Origin of the sequence: Aggregatibacter segnis ATCC 33393 (assembly GCF_900476035.1) — a bacterium.
Taxonomy (GTDB): Bacteria; Pseudomonadota; Gammaproteobacteria; order Enterobacterales; family Pasteurellaceae; genus Aggregatibacter; species Aggregatibacter segnis.
The window spans coordinates 757269-773936 of the sequence record NZ_LS483443.1 but is presented as its reverse complement, the minus strand read 5'-3'; the positions used below and the strand labels follow the sequence as shown (position 1 = coordinate 773936).

The following is a 16668-nucleotide window of genomic DNA, read 5'->3' as shown; positions in this document are numbered from 1 at the left end:
TAGAAAAAATAACCACTATGAATAAATTCACTTATTGGCAACGTGCGAAAGTTGCTTTTCAATACATTATGCCGCAACTGTATTTAACCCAATTAGCCGGCTGGTTTGCCCAACAAAAATGGGGTGCGGTAACACATTTCGTGATCAAGGTTTTCGCAAAGAAATACAACGTAGATATGAGCGAAGCAAAAAAAGAGAACTTTAGTGATTATGAAAGCTTCAACCAATTTTTTATTCGTGAGTTAAAAGACGGCGCGAGAAAAATCAATGAAAATCCGACCGCACTTTGCTTGCCGGCGGATGGTCGCGTGAGCCAAATCGGGCATATTGACGATGAACGTTTATTGCAAGCCAAAGGGCATTTTTTCAGCCTATCTGATTTATTAGCCGGCGATGAAGAATTAGTTAACACCTTTAAAAACGGCGAATTTGCCACGATTTATTTATCTCCGCGTGATTATCACCGCGTCCACATGCCGTGCGATGCGACCTTGCGCAAAATGATTTATGTGCCGGGCGATTTATTCTCGGTCAATCCGTTCTTAGCGGAACACGTGCCAAATTTATTCGCTCGCAATGAGCGCGTTATTTGTGTTTTTGATACAGCGTTCGGCCCAATGGCACAAATCCTTGTGGGGGCGACCATTACTGCCAGCATGAGCACGGTTTGGGCCGGCGTCATTAATCCGCCACGCACCGGTGAAGTCAAAGTCTGGACATATCAAGGAGACAACGCCATTAAACTTACCAAAGGTCAAGAAATGGGCGCATTCCAATTGGGCTCAACCGTCATTAACTTATTCCCGGCGAATTCCGTGACCTTAGCAGAACATTTAGAGGTGGACGTTCCGGTAAGAATGGGCGAAATCTTAGCCACAATGAAATAGTTTTATCAACAGAAAGGAAAACAACATGACAGCAGAATTTTTCAATCAAGTGACATTAGACGATACCGAAGCCAAAGGCAGTTATGGTATCGGTTTGCAAATCGGTCAACAATTATTGGATAGCCAATTAGCGGTGAAAGCGGAAGCGGTAGCAAAAGGGATTTACGATGTGTTAAATCAACATGCGCCGGCATTAGATTTCAACGAAATCAGCCAAGCGTTGCAACAATTGCAACAACAAGCTGCGGAAGCCCAACAAGCGCAATTCAAAGAAATTGAAGCCGCAGGCAAAGCTTTCTTAGAGGCGAACAAACAAAAAGACGGCGTGAAAGTCACGGATTCCGGCTTACAATATGAAGTGTTAGTTGAAGGCAACGGCAACGTGCCATCGACAACAGACAAAGTACGCGTTCACTACACCGGCACATTACCGGACGGTACCGTATTCGACAGTTCCGTCGCACGCGGCCAACCGGCAGAATTCCCGGTTAACGGCGTAATCAAAGGTTGGATCGAAGCGCTTTCTATGATGCCGGTTGGTTCCAAATGGCGTTTGGCAATTCCACACGAATTAGCCTATGGCGAACGTGGCGCAGGCGCAGCCATCCCACCATTTAGTCCATTAGTCTTTGAAGTGGAATTATTAGAAATTCTTTAATCGGATAACTTATCTCACTCAAAACGGCGTTAATCATAGCGCCGTTTTTTTATGTAAAAATCTCCATGCTATTTAATTTCCTCACCAAGAAAAGTGCATAAAAGTGCGGTCGTTTTCCGTGATGTTTTTCATACTCTCCAGTGTTTTTCACTCTCAAGATCTGATAAAGTCTGCGCTCACAACAGGCTGATTTTTAATGACCATTTTCAGGAGCAACAAGAATGAAAAAAATCGAAGCAATCATTAAACCGTTTAAATTGGATGATGTGCGCGAAGCCTTATCCGACATTGGCATTACCGGCATGACCGTCACCGAAGTCCGTGGTTTCGGACGCCAAAAAGGACATACGGAATTGTATCGTGGTGCCGAATACATGGTGGATTTTCTGCCGAAAGTGAAAATGGAAATTGTGGTACCTGATGATTTATTAGAACAATGCTTGGACGCTATCGTCGATACGGCACAAACCGGCAAAATCGGGGACGGCAAAATTTTTGTGTATGAAGTGGAACGGGTGATTCGTATCCGTACCGGTGAAGAAAACGAGGATGCAATTTAGTTAATGGAAAAACACGCTTCTTTAGTAAAAGCACTGGTCGCCTGTGCTGCTATCGTGATTATTTTAGCCGGTATTAAAGCGGCCTCAGAAATTGTCGTGCCATTTTTACTGTCGCTGTTTATCGCGATTATTTGCTCGCCGTCACTCAATTACCTGACCAAGAAAAAAGTGCCCTACGGTCTCGCTATTGGCTTGTTGTTAGCATTGACTTTAATCGTCTTTTTCTTTCTGTTCGGCTTAATTAACAGCACAATCCAAGAATTTAGCCAATCGATCCCGCAATATCGCCAATTATTAGGCGAACGGGTTAATAGCCTAGTGGCACTTTCACAAAGTCTGAAAATCCCGTTGGATATTTCCGAAAAAAGCATCATGGAGCATTTCGATCCAAGCGTGATCATGAATTTTGTGCGTCGTGTTTTTCTCAGTTTTTCCGGCGTGGTCACCAATATTTTCGTGTTGGTGTTAGTCGTGATTTTCATGTTGTTGGAAGCCCCTTATGCTAAACACAAATTTGCCGTGGTATTTAGCAGTGACTCGAAGGAAATCAGCCAACAAGAACGTTATTTAGATCGTATTCTACAAGGCGTTATCAGCTACCTTGGCGTAAAAACCATGATGAGTTTGTTAACCGCTATTTGCATTTGGCTTTTATTGGAAATTGTCGGTGTGCAATATGCGATTTTGTGGGCAACACTGAGTTTCCTGCTCAATTACATTCCCAATATCGGCTCAATTATCGCTGCCATTCCGATTATCGTACAGGCATTGTTACTCAACGGTTTTGTGGTGGGCTTAGAAGTCATTATCGGTGTCATTGCCATCAACATGATTATCGGCAATGTGCTTGAACCTCGATTAATGGGTAAAAAATTGGGGCTTTCCACGTTGGTGGTATTCCTGTCTTTGTTGTTCTGGGGATGGTTGCTAGGAACAGTAGGAATGTTGCTGTCTGTGCCGCTCACCATGGCACTCAAAATTGCCTTAGAAGCTAGCCCAACAACCGTGAAGTACGCCTTGTTGCTCGGTGATTCTGACAGTGCCCATGAAAATAAATAATCCTGCGTATCAGAGCCTTGTTTCGACAAGGCTCTTTTTCGATAAAAAACACAATTTCGTGCTATAATCCCGCCACTTTTATCATCATTTTTACAACGTCTTTCACAACGCCACGATCACGCATATGAAAAAATTTTTCTTCCTTCTTTTGTTCCTCGTTGCCTTATTGGCAGGCGCCGGCTTTTGGGGATATCAACAACTAGAACAGTTTGTACAACAACCCGTCAATGTACAAAAGGATCAACTTCTTACCGTAGAACGTGGCACAACCGGTAATAAATTAGTCACGTTGTTAGAGCAAGAAGGTATTTTGGACAGTGCCGCATTATTGCCTTGGGCCTTAAAATTGCACCCGAAATTGAGCAAAGTGAAAGCGGGCACTTATTTGTTGGATGATGTGAAAACCGTAGAAGATTTGCTGAAATTACTCAACTCAGGCAAAGAAGCGCAATTTAACGTGCAATTTATTGAAGGCAACACCTTTAAAAATTGGCGAAAACGCCTCGAAAACGCACCGCACTTAAAACAGACCTTAAAAGATAAATCCGAACAAGAGATTTTCCAGTTATTGGCACTGCCAAAAGTCTCAAAAGCCATTGATGAATGGATGAAAATCGACGGTTGGTTGTATCCGGACACTTATAATTACACGCCGAACTCTACCGACTTAGAACTGTTGCAACGCGCTGCAGAACGCATGAAAAAAGCCTTAGATAAAGCCTGGAATGAGCGCGATAAGGACTTACCCTTAGAAAATCCTTACGAGATGTTGATTCTCGCGTCTATCGTAGAAAAAGAAACCGGCATCGCCGCAGAGCGCCCTCAAGTGGCATCGGTGTTTATCAATCGTTTGAAAGCCAAAATGAAGCTTCAAACCGATCCGACAGTGATTTACGGCATGGGGGAGGATTACAACGGTAATATTCGTAAAAAAGATTTAGAAACGCCGACCCCTTATAACACCTATGTGATTGATGGTTTACCGCCAACGCCGATTGCCATGCCAAGCGAAGATGCATTACAAGCTGTGGCGCATCCTGCGCAAACGGAATTTTATTATTTCGTTGCCGACGGCACGGGCGGTCACAAATTCAGTCGAAACTTGAATGAACACAATAAAGCGGTGCAGGAATATTTACGCTGGTACCGCCAACAAAACGGAAAATAATATGGCAGGCAAATTTATCGTGATTGAAGGCTTGGAAGGCGCGGGCAAAAGTACCGCCCATCAATGTGTCGTGGATACCTTAAAGGAATTGGGTGTTAATGATGTCGTGTTCACCCGCGAACCCGGTGGCACACCGTTAGCAGAAAAATTACGTCACCTCATTAAACATGAAACAGAAGAGCCGGTCACAGACAAAGCCGAATTGTTGATGTTATATGCTGCCCGAATTCAATTAGTGGATAATGTCATTAAGCCCGCCCTCGCCAAAGGCAAATGGGTCGTTGGGGATCGCCATGATATGTCGTCACAAGCGTACCAAGGCGGTGGCCGCCAGTTGGGAGCTGCTTTTTTAACGCATTTAAAACAAATCGTATTGGGCGATTTTGAACCGGATTTGACCCTGTATTTAGACATTGATCCAGCCGTCGGTTTAGCCCGCGCCCGTGGACGAGGTGAGCTGGATCGTATCGAACAACAACATCTGGATTTTTTCCACCGTACCCGTGCCCGTTATTTAGAATTGGTAAAAGACAATCCGAAAGCCGTGATGATCAATGCGGAACAATCCATTGAGCAAGTGCAGGCAGACATTAAAAGTGCGGTCAAAAATTGGTGGATTTCGCTATCAAAATGAGCCTTTTAACCCCTTGGCTGACGCCAACTTATCACAAAATCACAAAGGCTTTTGATGAGGCTTTAGGGCACCACGCCCTGCTGATTCGCGCCGATGACGGCCTTGGTGTAGAGCAACTTTGCTCCGCGTTGGCAAAACGTCTGATGTGCTTAACACCCAACGGGGCGGAGGCTTGTGGCGAATGCCATGCTTGCCATTTAATGCAAGCCAACAGCCACCCGGATTTCCAGCCTATCTCGCCCATTGATAACAAAGACATCGGCGTGGATCAAATTCGTGCCATGAACGAACAAGCGACGCAGCATGCGCAGCAAAACGGCAATAAAGTCGTTTATATCGAACAGGCACATCGTCTGACGGAAGCCGCTGCCAACGCCATTTTAAAAACACTGGAAGAGCCTCGTCCGAACACCTATTTCATTTTGCAGTGCGATATGCAAAAGGCGTTGTTGCCAACCATTTACAGTCGCTGCCAAGTGTGGAACCTCTTACCACCGGACACAGTCACGGCATTACAGTGGTTGCAATCACAAACATCCGCCGAAACATCCGATATATTGACCGCACTTCGGGTGAATTATGCTCGACCACTGCTCGCACTTGCCATGTTAGAGCAAAATTTACTGGCGCAACGACGGGAATTTTTACGCCAATTTTGGCTATTCTATCGTCGTTGTTCGCCCTTGGAATTACTGCCGTTTTTTACTAAAGAACTTGTCTTGCAGCAGCTGGATTGGTTGTCGGCTTTTTTAAGCGACAGTTTGAAAAACAAGCTGCATATTCACGAAGACTGGATTTGTCAGGATATTGAACAAGGCGTCATTCAATTTAGCCAAGGACTGTCTGCACCGGCATTGTTAAAAGCGACACAAATTGTTGGCAAAGTGCGGTCAGATTTATCGGCAAATTCGGCGTTGAATTTAGAATTGATTTTACTCGACGGGCTGACCCGTTTAATTACTGAAGTGTTTGAAGGATAAAATATGTTTATTGTGGATTCCCATTGCCATTTGGATGCCTTAGATTACGAAACATTACATCAAAATATTGCTGATGTCGTGGCAAAAGCAAAAGCACGCGATGTGAAACATTTATTAGCGATTGGCGTGACCTTGGGCCGTTTTGAAAAAGTGTATCCGGAATTAGCAAAATTCGATAACGTCTCTTTAGCCTGTGGCGTGCACCCGCTGGATTTTGAAGAAGAACCTTATGATGCCGCGCGTTTGTTACGCTTGGCACAAGATCCAAAAGTCATCGCCATCGGCGAAATCGGCTTAGATTATTATTACAGTGCAGAAAACAAAGCCGCCCAACAAGCCGTGTTTGCTAGCCAAATTGACGTGGCCAACCAGCTAAATAAACCGGTCATCATTCACACACGCGAGGCGCGCGAAGACACGATTCGCCTATTACGCGACAATCAGGCAGAAAAGTGCGGCGGCGTTTTGCATTGTTTTACCGAAAACTATGACATGGCAAAACAAGCGTTAGACTTGGGTTTTTACATTTCCATTTCAGGGATTATCACCTTTAAAAATGCGGAAGAACTTCGGGATGTGGTGCGCAAACTACCGTTGGATCGTCTGTTGGTGGAAACCGATTCGCCTTACTTGGCACCGGTGCCTTATCGCGGTAAACAAAATCAACCGGCATATACCCGCGAAGTGTGTGAATATATTGCGACATTGAAAAGCGTTTCAGCCGAGGAAATGGCGCAAATCACCACGCAAAACTTCGAGCGTTTATTTAAAATTCAGGTACAATAATTAACCAATCTCATTTCAATAGGACAAAAAGATGAGAAAATTTTTAAAATATTTTTTTATTTCCGTCATTTTTCTTTTTCATTTATGCATTGCTGCGGCGATAAATTATGCGATGCCGAGCTATGATGTCACCAAAGTGACCGGCGTTGAGGTGAAACGGGTAGATAAAGACGGGCCGATTACAAAAGCCAATCCGGTAGACGGCCCGACCCGCGATGTGTATTTTATCAATACGCAACATGAAAACGGCAAAGTGATGGTATATCGCAACGAAGATACCCGTTGGGGTTTTCCGTTCTATTTCAAATTCGGCTCAGCAAATTTACAGGCATTGGCGCAAGCCTTGGGCAATGAAGAAAAAACCGTGGAAATTAAATATTACGGTTGGCGTCTGACCATGTTTGATGAGTTTCCAAATGCGTTATCCGTAAAAGAAGTAACGGAAACCAATACCCCAAGCCACCCGATTTTTAGCTATATTCTTTACGTACTTTTATTCTTTACCTTCTTCTTTGCCGTGCAGTTTATTCGCGGCTGGTTTGATAGCGAAAATTAGGTTTCTTTTTTCATTTCTTTTGTGCGGTTAAAAACACAGTCAAAATTAACCGCACTTTATGTCTCGTTTACATCAAGTTATTGAGAACCTTATGAGTTTATTCAGCGCAATTTTAATTTTAATCTTACTGATTATTGTCAGCGCCATCGTGTCCTCTGCCGAAATTTCATTGGCAGGCGCGCGTCGTATTAAATTACAAAACATGGCTAACGAAGGAAATACTAAAGCGGCCATGGTGCTCAAATTACAGGAGCAGCCGGGGCGTTTTATTACGGTGGTGCAAATCGGCTTAAATATGGTTGCCGTCTTAGGCGGGGTCATTGGCGAAGCAACTATCAGCGTGCATTTACAAGCGTTTCTGCAACAATATACCGATGCGCCTTGGGTTGACAGTGCTGCATCTTGGCTTGCCTTTATCATTGTCACCGCTTCGTTCATTTTATTAGCAGATTTAATGCCAAAACGTCTTGCATTAATCAATCCGGAAGCGGTGGCACTACGCACGGTACGCATTATGCAACTGTGCATTATCCTATTAAAACCGATTGTGTGGATTTTTGATTCGTTGGCGAATGTGATGTTCCGCCTGTTCAGAATTTCCACCGTACGCGTTGAAAGCATGACATCAGAAGATATTGTCGCTGTCGTAGATGCGGGCGCAGAAGCCGGTGTGTTAAAAGCACAGGAACATTATTTAATCGAAAACATCTTTGATATGCAGCAACGCAAGGTCACCTCAACCATGACCACGCGTGAAAACATCATCTTTTTAGACCGCACTTTCACCCGTCAACAAGTGCTGGACACGTTAACGAAAAACTCTCATTCTAAATTATTGATTTGCGATCAGGGCTTGGATCATATTTTAGGGTATGTGGAATCCCACAGTTTGTTGACCTTGTTTTTAAAAGAAGAACAAGTGCAATTAACTGATAACCGCTTATTGCGCAAGTTGTTGTACGTGCCGGACACGTTGTCCTTATATGAAGTGTTAGAGCTATTTAAATCCACCGGTGAAGATTTCGCCGTCATCGTCAACGAATACGCGTTAGTCGTAGGGATTGTGACCTTAAACGATGTGATGAGCATTGTAATGGGCGAATTGGTTTCCAGTGAAGAAGAACAAATTATTCGCCGTGATGAAGATTCTTGGCTGATTGATGGCGCCACACCGTTGGAAGATGTGAAACGCGCCTTGGATATCGAAAGTTTCCCGCACGATGAAAACTATGAGACCATCGCCGGCTTTATGATGTATATGTTGCGCAAAATCCCGAAGAAAACCGATTTTGTGTTATATGACCGCTATAAATTTGAAATCATTGACACCGAGAATTTTAAAATCGATCAATTGATGGTGTCCTTTAGAAAAGACTTGGCGGAATAAGGATTCTTTTCACTTAGGCGAGCGTTCCGTTTTGCTCCCGCTCGTCAACCCTATTCCAAGTATTCTTCCTCCCCCTACATCAGACCAAGGAGGAAGAATATCAAAACGCACGGAAAACCCACCGCACTTTTACGCAAAAATCACTTTCTTACCAAAATCAAAAAACGGCAATCGTAAGAATTTTGTTCATCGGCAGGACGGTATTGTTCAAATTCAATCGACCAGTCATTCCAATCGATTGGTGGAAAGAAAGTATCGCCCACCAATTCTGTTTGAATTTCAGTGAGGTAAAGACGATCGGCTTGCGGTAAATATTGTTTGAAAAGCTGTCCACCACCAATCAGCATAATCTCCTCGGAATCGCGCACAAAATCCACCGCACTTTCCAGACTCGCTTTCCACACAACGCCTTCATGCATGAAGGGTTGACGTGAAAGCACAATATTCGTGCGTTTCGGCAACGGGCGACCAATGCTTTCAAAGGTTTTGCGCCCCATGATCACTGGCTTGCCGGTCGTGTTTTGACGAAACCAAGCCAGGTCAGCAGGCAAATGCCACGGCATTTGGTTATCTTTACCGATAACATGATTTTTCGTCATGGCGACAATTAGGCTTAAATTCATGTATTTTCCTAAGTTATTTAATGGCTTAACGTGCGGTTACTATACCACAGGTTTTCCACGATAGAACAACAGGCCCGGCAACGCCAACCCAAAAACTAATGCACCAAGAATAAAGGTGGTGTTTATAAAGGAATTGATCATTTGTGCAAACAGTTCGTCAGAAAAACCGTAATGGTGAATCTGCACAATCGCTATCATGGCTTTGTAAGCATGCACGCCGGGAATCATTGGAATAATTGCCGCCACGGTGAAGACTTTCGGATGGGCCAAATAACGATGGGAAAGGTGAACCCCGATAAAACCAATCAGCGCAGCACCAACCACCGTGGCAAAAATAATCGGCATATCCCAATGGAGCAACAAGGTACGGGTTACATGCCCTAACGCGCCAAGCATCGCGCAATATTTCAGTGCTTTAGCCGGCACATTGAACAACAGCGCAAAGCCCACGGCTGGAATTGCCGCAAAGAACATATCATCGAGTAACCAAAATAACCAATCCATCTTAGTTCCCCCAAGTCGTAATGTTCAGCACGCTGAGCGCAAAGACAATGCCCAAACACGCCCCAAAGGTGAGAATGGTCGCCACCGCCCAACGACTAATCCCCATGTTAACGTAGCCTTTTAAAATATCCGCCAGTGAATTGATTAACGGGAATCCAGGCACCAACAACAACGCGCTGGACGCCAAGGCAATTTGCGGATCATTGCCGATTTGATATTTCAAACTCATGCCCGCAATCAATGACGCCACAAAGGCTGTAATGCAAAAAACAATCATGGGATTGTAATGGCGTTTCGATAATTCCTGCCGCACATACATCGCCACAGAGGAAGCCAAGAAAGTGATAAGACTAATTAATGCATCGCCTCCGGATAAATGCGCAAAGGAGGCACAAGACAACCCCACCATCAAGACAACAAAATAACGGTTATATTTTAATGGTTTGAGGTGGTCTAGTTTTTTCTTCACCAGATGTAAATCGTATATACCATGTTCCGCAGAAATAATAATGCGTTGAACATCCGTGACCATTTGCATATTAATGCCTTTGTCGGCACTTTTACGGGTCGTCGTAATACAATGTCCGTTGGTGAGCGTGGTAAGAATCACTGCGTTAGCGGTTAATGCACATTCCACGCTGGCAACCCCAAGCGCAACACCAAGTCGTTGCGTCATTTGCACGACCACCGCACTTTCCACACCATGTTGTAATAACAACAACGCTGTTTCTACGCATACACGGGTAACGTCTCGTTGGTATTCCTGAGTAATCTGTTCTGCTTTCATCATACTTTTACCTAAATTGACTGTGCCGCCCATTATAAAACTTTCTAAAAGGAACAACAGTATTTCATCCTGCCCCTATTGAAGTGCGGTGGATTTCCCCGATAAATTTAATGCTTTTTGCCACGCTTAATGCTAACTTAAACGCATTTTTGACAAGGAGTCAGTATGCAACAGAATAACAAAACGATTGTGGTGAAATTCGGCACCAGCACCTTAACCCAAGGCACACCCAAATTAAATTTAGCATACATGATGGAAATCGTCCGTCAGTTGGCACAATTACATCGCGCCGGCTTTCGTTTAGTGATTGTCACTTCAGGCGCCATTGCCGCCGGTCGACATTATTTAAATCACCCGCAATTACCACCTACTGTAGCATCCAAACAATTATTGGCGGCAGTGGGTCAAAGCCAGCTGATTCAAACGTGGGAAAAACTCTTTGCCATTTATGATATTCATATCGGGCAAATGTTGTTAACCCGTGCGGATATTGAAGATCGCGAACGTTTTCTCAATGCGCGCGATACATTGCATGCATTATTGGATAATCACATCATCCCTGTTATCAATGAAAATGATGCTGTCGCCACAGCAGAAATTAAAGTGGGTGATAACGACAATTTATCCGCCTTAGTGGCAATTTTAGTGCAAGCGGAACAGCTTTATTTATTGACCGATCAGCAGGGCTTGTTTGACAGCGATCCGCGTAAAAATCCACAGGCGAAATTGATTCCGGTCGTGGAGAAAATCACCGATCATATTCGTTCTATCGCGGGTGGTAGCGGCACAAATTTAGGTACCGGTGGCATGTCCACCAAAATCACCGCAGCAGATGTCGCTACCCGTTCTGGCATTGAAACTATTATTGCGCCGGGTAATCAACCTAACGTCATCGTCGATTTAGCATACGATCAAGCCATCGGCACTAAATTCACGGTACAGGCGGATCGATTGGAAAGTCGCAAGCAATGGCTCTTCGCCGCCCCCTCAGCAGGCGTGCTAACGATCGATGATGGAGCACAAAGTGCGGTGTTAATTCAGCACAAATCCTTGCTACCGGCGGGTATCGTTGATGTGAGCGGGCGTTTCTCCCGTGGTGAAGTTGTGCGCATTCGTAACTCACAAGGCAAAGATATTGCTCTCGGCATGCCACGTTATAACAGCGATGCACTGGAATTAATCAAAGGTAAACAGTCTCATGATATTGAACAACTGCTTGGTTATGAATATGGAGCCGTCGCCATTCATCGAGATGATATGATTGTGCTATAAACAAAAAACGGTATTCCATCAAAACAAGGGAATACCGTTTTTGTTTTAGTGCGCTGTAAAAATGCCGTCAAAAATGACCGCACTTTTCTCCCCATTTAACTCCGGCGTGCTGATTTCGGGCGGAAACTGGCAATGATTTCCGGTTTAGTGTCGATATACAATCCGTTGATGAGCTGCAAGCAATACGGCACGGCGCTAAAAATCCCCTTCACCAACACATTACCGTTTTCATCTTTTACGCCTTCTAACGTTTCTTTAATCGCCTTCGGCTGCCCCGGTAAATTTAAAATCAAACTGTCTTTACGAATCACGCCCACTTGACGAGAAAGAATGGCTGTCGGCACAAAATGCAAACTGACTTGACGCATTTGCTCGCCAAACCCCGGCATTTCACGATCCGCGACAGCAAGTGTCGCATCCGGTGTAACATCTCGTTTTGCCGGCCCGGTGCCGCCGGTGGTGAGCACCAAATGACAATGTTCTTCATCCACTAAGTTGCATAGCGTGCGCTCGATTTCCGGTTGCTCGTCCGGAATCAGGCGTTCGACTACCTCAAAAGGCTCCACCAACGCCTGTTCCAACCAATGTTTAAGTTCCGGAATGCCTTGATCCGGATACACGCCTTGCGATGCCCGATCAGAAACAGACACCAACCCAATCTTTAAAAGTGCGGTCATTTTTTCTCTCATTTTTAAGGTTTGTTAATCAATAAATCCGGCTAGAAGCCGTTCTCACAAAAATCCTACTAAGCCCAATAATATCTCACCACATGGAAGAAAATTGGCGCAGCAAAGCAAAGGGAATCCATGCGATCTAGCATACCGCCGTGGCCACTAATCATATTCCCCCAGTCTTTTACCCCCATGCTGCGTTTCATCGCGGACATCACTAAGCCGCCTAAAAAGCCCATAAGGCAGATTAATAAGCTCATTAACACCGCTTGTACCGGGTTAAAGGGCGTAAGCCAATAAAGCAAGCCACCCAGCACACTGGCGCTGACGACACCGCCTACAAAACCTTCCACGGTTTTGGATGGCGAGAGTTTTGGCGCAATTTTGTGTTTGCCGAACAACTTGCCCCATACATATTGTAATACATCACTGGATTGCACCACTAAAATCAAGAAAATCATCAATAGCAGTTTTTTATCTTCAAAACCTTCAATGTCTAATGTCAGGATTGCCGGGATGTGAGAAATACAAAAGACACTGATCATCAATGCCCATTGCACTTTGGTGGAGCGATCTAAGAAATGCGCTGTGTCGCCCAACAAGGCGGAAAGGATTGGCAAAAACAGGAAACCATACACCGGAATGAAGATGGTGAACATACTGAACCAGTCAATTGCCACTAAAAAATATTGAAGAGGCAGAATGACGTAAAAACAAGCGGCAAGTGCGAGATGATCGCCACGACGAATATAAAGCAATGATAAAAATTCACGCAATGCCATGAAAGAAATGACAAAAAATAACCCGATTACGCCATAAAATCCCAATGCCGCGGCGGCAAAGATGATCAGAATCATGATCCACCAGGCATTAATGCGTGCGTTAAGATTATCAATTACCGCATGAGGGGTGGAAAAGCCGACTTTGAATTTCAATCCATAACCGATTGATGACGCAATAATTAAGGTGATGATTAACCCACCAAACAGTTGCCATATTTCCATTATGCTTTCCCTTTTTCGGTTAAATTTAGACTTAATAGTGCCTGTTCGGCTCGGTTCAAGAAATCGGTTTTGTCTTCCGCCTCACGGTAGAAGAGCGGCTCTCCCATATATAAATCGCACAACAGCGGAATTGGCACCACAAAACCCTTCGGCAAAACATTATGCATATTACTAATCCATACCGGCACAAGTTCTAATTGCGGGTTTTGCTTTGCGATGTAATACAAACCACTTTTGAAAGGTTGTAGCGCCACATCGTCGTCCATTTTACGGGTGCCTTCAGGGAAAATAATCAGAGAATGATGTTGCAAGGCATCACTAATTTGTTCGGTAATGGCTTGCGGGTTATCGCCGCCCCGCTCAATCAACAACATATTAAACACTTTGTATGCTAAGAAACGACGAATCGGCCCTTTTGTCCAATAATCCGCACCGGCAACCGGACGGGTGTTTTTGCGCACTTGATAAGGCAAAGAGACCCACAACAAAATAAAATCACCGTGGCTGTTATGGTTGGCAAAATACAAACGATGTTTATCCGCGGATTGCTGTTCCACATTTTTTTGTGGACGGACGCCGGTGATAAAGGAGGTGAAACGACATAAAAGAAAATCGATCAATTTGGCTAACATAATCACGCTCCTATTCGTTACCCACTTCAGCCAAGCCAGACTTCACACGTTTGACACAAGTGACAATTAACAGAATGATGACAATCCAAAGCAGCCAATAGAGAAAATCCGGTAAAGTCGGAACAAAAACATAAACCAAGCCTAACACGCCAAACAAAAACGCTCGGTCGCTTTTACCTAACGGACCATCATAACGACGTGTTTTTCCTTGCACTTGCCCGAGCACACCACAAAATTCCGTCAATGCCGACAACCAAATGATCAAGCCAATTTGTAACGTATCAAAAGGATGGACAAAAGCAAAAGGCAAATATAATGCGGCGTCAGACACGACATCAGTGATTTCATTCAGGTATCCGCCCAAACGGGATTTTTGGTTAAATTCACGCGCTAACATACCATCAATGGCATTAAGTGCCATGCGCACGAACAACCAAATAGGAATCAAAATAAAAAGCCAGTGATAACCGGAAAATGCGGTCAAAATTAGCCCTAAAATAACAGAAATGGCACACGCGGTTAAGGTGACTTGATTGGCAGTCACACCACGTTGTTCCAGCTTTATCACGAGAGGACGTAATAGATTTTGGAATTTAGGTTTCAGATCATAAATACTCATCACATTCTCCTTAAACGTTAAAAAGGAAAGAGTAAAGGAATAAGAAACACGCTCACTAACATCACTAAAAGAGTGAACGGCACACCGACTTTGACAAAATCAGCAAATTTATAGCCACCGGGGCCAAAAACCATGGTATTCACCGGCGATGATACCGGCGTCATAAACGCGGCTGAAGCAGCGATGGCCACCACCATCGCAAATGGCATCGGGGATAAATTGAGTTGATGTGCCATTGTAATGGCGATTGGCGCAATCAAAATTGCAGTCGCTGTGTTAGAAATGAATAAACCGACAACAGCAGTGAGAATAAACAGGCTAATTAAAATCCAATGTTTGCCCATGCCGCCAACTAAATTCAGCATTAACTCGACAATCACCGACACCCCGCCGGTTTTCTGTAAAGCCAACGAAAATGGCATCATGCCTACAATCAATACAAGACTTGACCAGTGAATCGAATCATAGGCACTTTTGCTATCTACGCAACGGAAGTAGCCTAGCATTAAGCAAGCAATGAGGGCAGCCACCACATTTGGCACAAGGCGGGTCACCATCAACACCACCATCACCAAAATACTTAACAAGGCATAAGGCGCTTGGCTTTGCGCCGGCACCGCTCTAGTAATTTCGCTCGGATAATTTAATACAAAGAAATCTTTGCTGTGGCTACGCATTTGCTGGATGAGTTTCCAATCACCAATCACCAACAATAAATCCCCGGCTTTATAGGGAGTTTCGACAAAATGCCCACCAAGCACTTCTCCGTCACGCTTAATGCCCACCACGTTCAAACCGTATTTGGAGCGAAAAGCAAGTTCCTCAGTCGATTTTCCGATACAGTCGGAATCCGGCACTAAAATCAATTCCGCCATGCCAATAGAACTGGCTTGTTCAGAAAAAGACTGTGCGCGAATTTCCGCCCGCTCTAGATTATATTCCTGACAAAATGCTTTCAAATTGAGTTCAGGATCGCTGCTATCCATCAATAAAATGTCTTTCTCACGGACTTCTGAGGAACCAAGCGCAGCAATAAATATCGGGCGAAAACGCTTCCAACGTTCAATCGCCAACACGTTCAAACCAAATTTAGAACGTAAATGTAATTCATCCAGATTTTTACCAATAAGCGGTGAGCCTTTTCTTACCACAAAACGCTGCGTGCGTTGTTGCAAACCATATTCATGAATTAAATCACTCATGGAACGTTTATCCATGCTGTTGGTTTCATTTTCTTTATCGGACTTTAACCAACGACGGGCAACCAGCATATAGCCGATCCCCATAAACAAAATCACTAAACCAATAGGCGTAAAATCGAAGAATTTCAAACGCATATCCGTTTCGCGTACCAACTCGGCATTCACCACGAGGTTGGGCGCTGTCGCAATCAACGTCAACATGCCGCTAATAAGCCCGGCAACGCTCAGTGGCATCATCAAACGTTTTGGCGAGATATTCATTTGGCGACAAATCATCAGCACCACAGGAATGAAAATGGCCACGACACCCGTGGAACTCATGAAAGCCCCCAGTCCAGCCACGGCTAACATCATGAAAACTAAGACTCGGGCTTCGCTGTTATGAGAAGCTTTTAACAGCCATTCACTCACTTGATACGCCACGCCGGTACGTACCAAGCCTTCCCCAACAATGAACAATAAAGCAATCAGAATAATATTAGGGTCACTAAACCCGGCAAACACTTCTTGTACGGTTAAAATGCCACTGAGGCTGAACGCCAACATCACCAAAATAGCGACGACGTCCATGCGAATGCGGTTACGAATGAAGAGAATCACGGAAGCAATGAGCAACAATAGCACCCATACCCAAGGTTCCGGACGGAAAGAATCAAGTAAGCTGGTGAATTGGTTCATG

The 16668-nt window shown here is 44.4% G+C and carries 19 protein-coding genes; 11 read left to right on the top strand and 8 right to left on the bottom strand.

Translation table 11 applies throughout. From position 1 onward, the window contains the following. Positions 1–17: 17 nt before the first annotated feature. The 10 genes from asd (at position 18) to DQN58_RS03950 (ending at position 8675) form a co-directional block, all read left to right on the top strand. Positions 18–887, top strand: a complete 870-nt coding sequence (gene asd, locus DQN58_RS03995) for an archaetidylserine decarboxylase (protein ID WP_006716928.1) — start codon at positions 18–20, stop codon at positions 885–887. A 25-nt stretch (positions 888–912) separates the two neighbouring features. Beyond that, the gene (locus DQN58_RS03990; RefSeq protein WP_006716926.1) at positions 913–1545 is read left to right on the top strand and encodes an FKBP-type peptidyl-prolyl cis-trans isomerase; all 633 of its coding nucleotides are present in this window, start codon (positions 913–915) and stop codon (positions 1543–1545) included. Between the two features lie 221 nt (positions 1546–1766). Continuing rightward, positions 1767–2105, top strand: a complete 339-nt coding sequence (glnB, locus tag DQN58_RS03985; protein ID WP_006716923.1) for a nitrogen regulatory protein P-II — start codon at positions 1767–1769, stop codon at positions 2103–2105. Positions 2106–2108: 3 nt separating this feature from the next. After that, entirely contained in the window at positions 2109–3164 is a 1056-nt protein-coding gene (locus DQN58_RS03980) for an AI-2E family transporter (protein WP_006716921.1), read from the top strand. A 124-nt stretch (positions 3165–3288) separates the two neighbouring features. Then, positions 3289–4332 carry an endolytic transglycosylase MltG gene (mltG, locus tag DQN58_RS03975; protein ID WP_006716918.1) on the top strand — a complete coding sequence of 348 codons (1044 nt, stop codon included), beginning with the start codon at positions 3289–3291 and terminating at the stop codon, positions 4330–4332. A 1-nt stretch (position 4333) separates the two neighbouring features. Then, positions 4334–4966, top strand: a complete 633-nt coding sequence (gene tmk, locus DQN58_RS03970) for a dTMP kinase (protein WP_006716917.1) — start codon at positions 4334–4336, stop codon at positions 4964–4966. Further along, complete coding sequence (locus tag DQN58_RS03965) at positions 4963–5946, top strand: DNA polymerase III subunit delta' (protein ID WP_006716915.1); 984 nt, start codon at positions 4963–4965, stop codon at positions 5944–5946. Before tmk ends, DQN58_RS03965 begins: the two co-directional genes overlap by 4 nt. A gap of 3 nt (positions 5947–5949) precedes the next feature. Beyond that, positions 5950–6732, top strand: a complete 783-nt coding sequence (locus DQN58_RS03960) for a TatD family hydrolase (protein WP_006716913.1) — start codon at positions 5950–5952, stop codon at positions 6730–6732. A gap of 31 nt (positions 6733–6763) precedes the next feature. Further along, on the top strand, positions 6764–7288 hold the full coding sequence (locus DQN58_RS03955; protein WP_006716911.1) for a DUF1523 family protein: 525 nt from the start codon (positions 6764–6766) through the stop codon (positions 7286–7288). A gap of 91 nt (positions 7289–7379) precedes the next feature. Next, a complete protein-coding gene (locus DQN58_RS03950) occupies positions 7380–8675 on the top strand; it encodes a hemolysin family protein (RefSeq protein ID WP_032998080.1) in 1296 nt (431 codons plus the stop codon). A gap of 140 nt (positions 8676–8815) precedes the next feature. On the opposite strand, the gene folA is transcribed toward DQN58_RS03950, so the two are convergent. Genes folA through DQN58_RS03935 form a run of 3 tightly spaced genes read right to left on the bottom strand, consistent with a single transcriptional unit; the run spans position 8816 to position 10589 of the window. After that, positions 8816–9298: a type 3 dihydrofolate reductase gene (gene folA, locus DQN58_RS03945; protein WP_006716908.1), complete on the bottom strand. Its 483-nt coding sequence runs from the start codon at positions 9296–9298 to the stop codon at positions 8816–8818. A gap of 39 nt (positions 9299–9337) precedes the next feature. Then, positions 9338–9802, bottom strand: coding sequence for a threonine/serine exporter family protein (locus DQN58_RS03940; protein ID WP_006716906.1), 465 nt, complete (start codon positions 9800–9802; stop codon positions 9338–9340). 1 nt (position 9803) lies between these two features. After that, entirely contained in the window at positions 9804–10589 is a 786-nt protein-coding gene (locus DQN58_RS03935; RefSeq protein ID WP_081456142.1) for a threonine/serine exporter family protein, read from the bottom strand. 165 nt (positions 10590–10754) lie between these two features. Here DQN58_RS03935 and proB point away from each other — a divergent pair, with 165 nt between their 5' ends. Further along, positions 10755–11861, top strand: coding sequence for a glutamate 5-kinase (proB, locus tag DQN58_RS03930; RefSeq protein ID WP_006716901.1), 1107 nt, complete (start codon positions 10755–10757; stop codon positions 11859–11861). Positions 11862–11956: 95 nt separating this feature from the next. Here the strand turns inward: proB and mog are convergent, their stop codons facing one another. From mog to DQN58_RS03905, 5 genes are all read right to left on the bottom strand, one after another. Continuing rightward, entirely contained in the window at positions 11957–12538 is a 582-nt protein-coding gene (gene mog, locus DQN58_RS03925; protein ID WP_032997757.1) for a molybdopterin adenylyltransferase, read from the bottom strand. 68 nt (positions 12539–12606) lie between these two features. Then, positions 12607–13536, bottom strand: a complete 930-nt coding sequence (locus tag DQN58_RS03920) for a phosphatidate cytidylyltransferase (RefSeq protein ID WP_006716893.1) — start codon at positions 13534–13536, stop codon at positions 12607–12609. After that, positions 13536–14168, bottom strand: a complete 633-nt coding sequence (locus tag DQN58_RS03915; RefSeq protein ID WP_006716891.1) for a lysophospholipid acyltransferase family protein — start codon at positions 14166–14168, stop codon at positions 13536–13538. The genes DQN58_RS03920 and DQN58_RS03915 overlap by 1 nt, the downstream gene beginning before the upstream one ends. Positions 14169–14178: 10 nt before the next feature. Beyond that, positions 14179–14787 (bottom strand): CDP-alcohol phosphatidyltransferase family protein, encoded by a 609-nt coding sequence (locus DQN58_RS03910; protein WP_006716890.1) that lies wholly within the window; start codon positions 14785–14787, stop codon positions 14179–14181. Between the two features lie 17 nt (positions 14788–14804). Beyond that, positions 14805–16667 (bottom strand): SLC13 family permease, encoded by a 1863-nt coding sequence (locus DQN58_RS03905; RefSeq protein ID WP_006716888.1) that lies wholly within the window; start codon positions 16665–16667, stop codon positions 14805–14807. Position 16668: the final 1 nt, after the last annotated feature.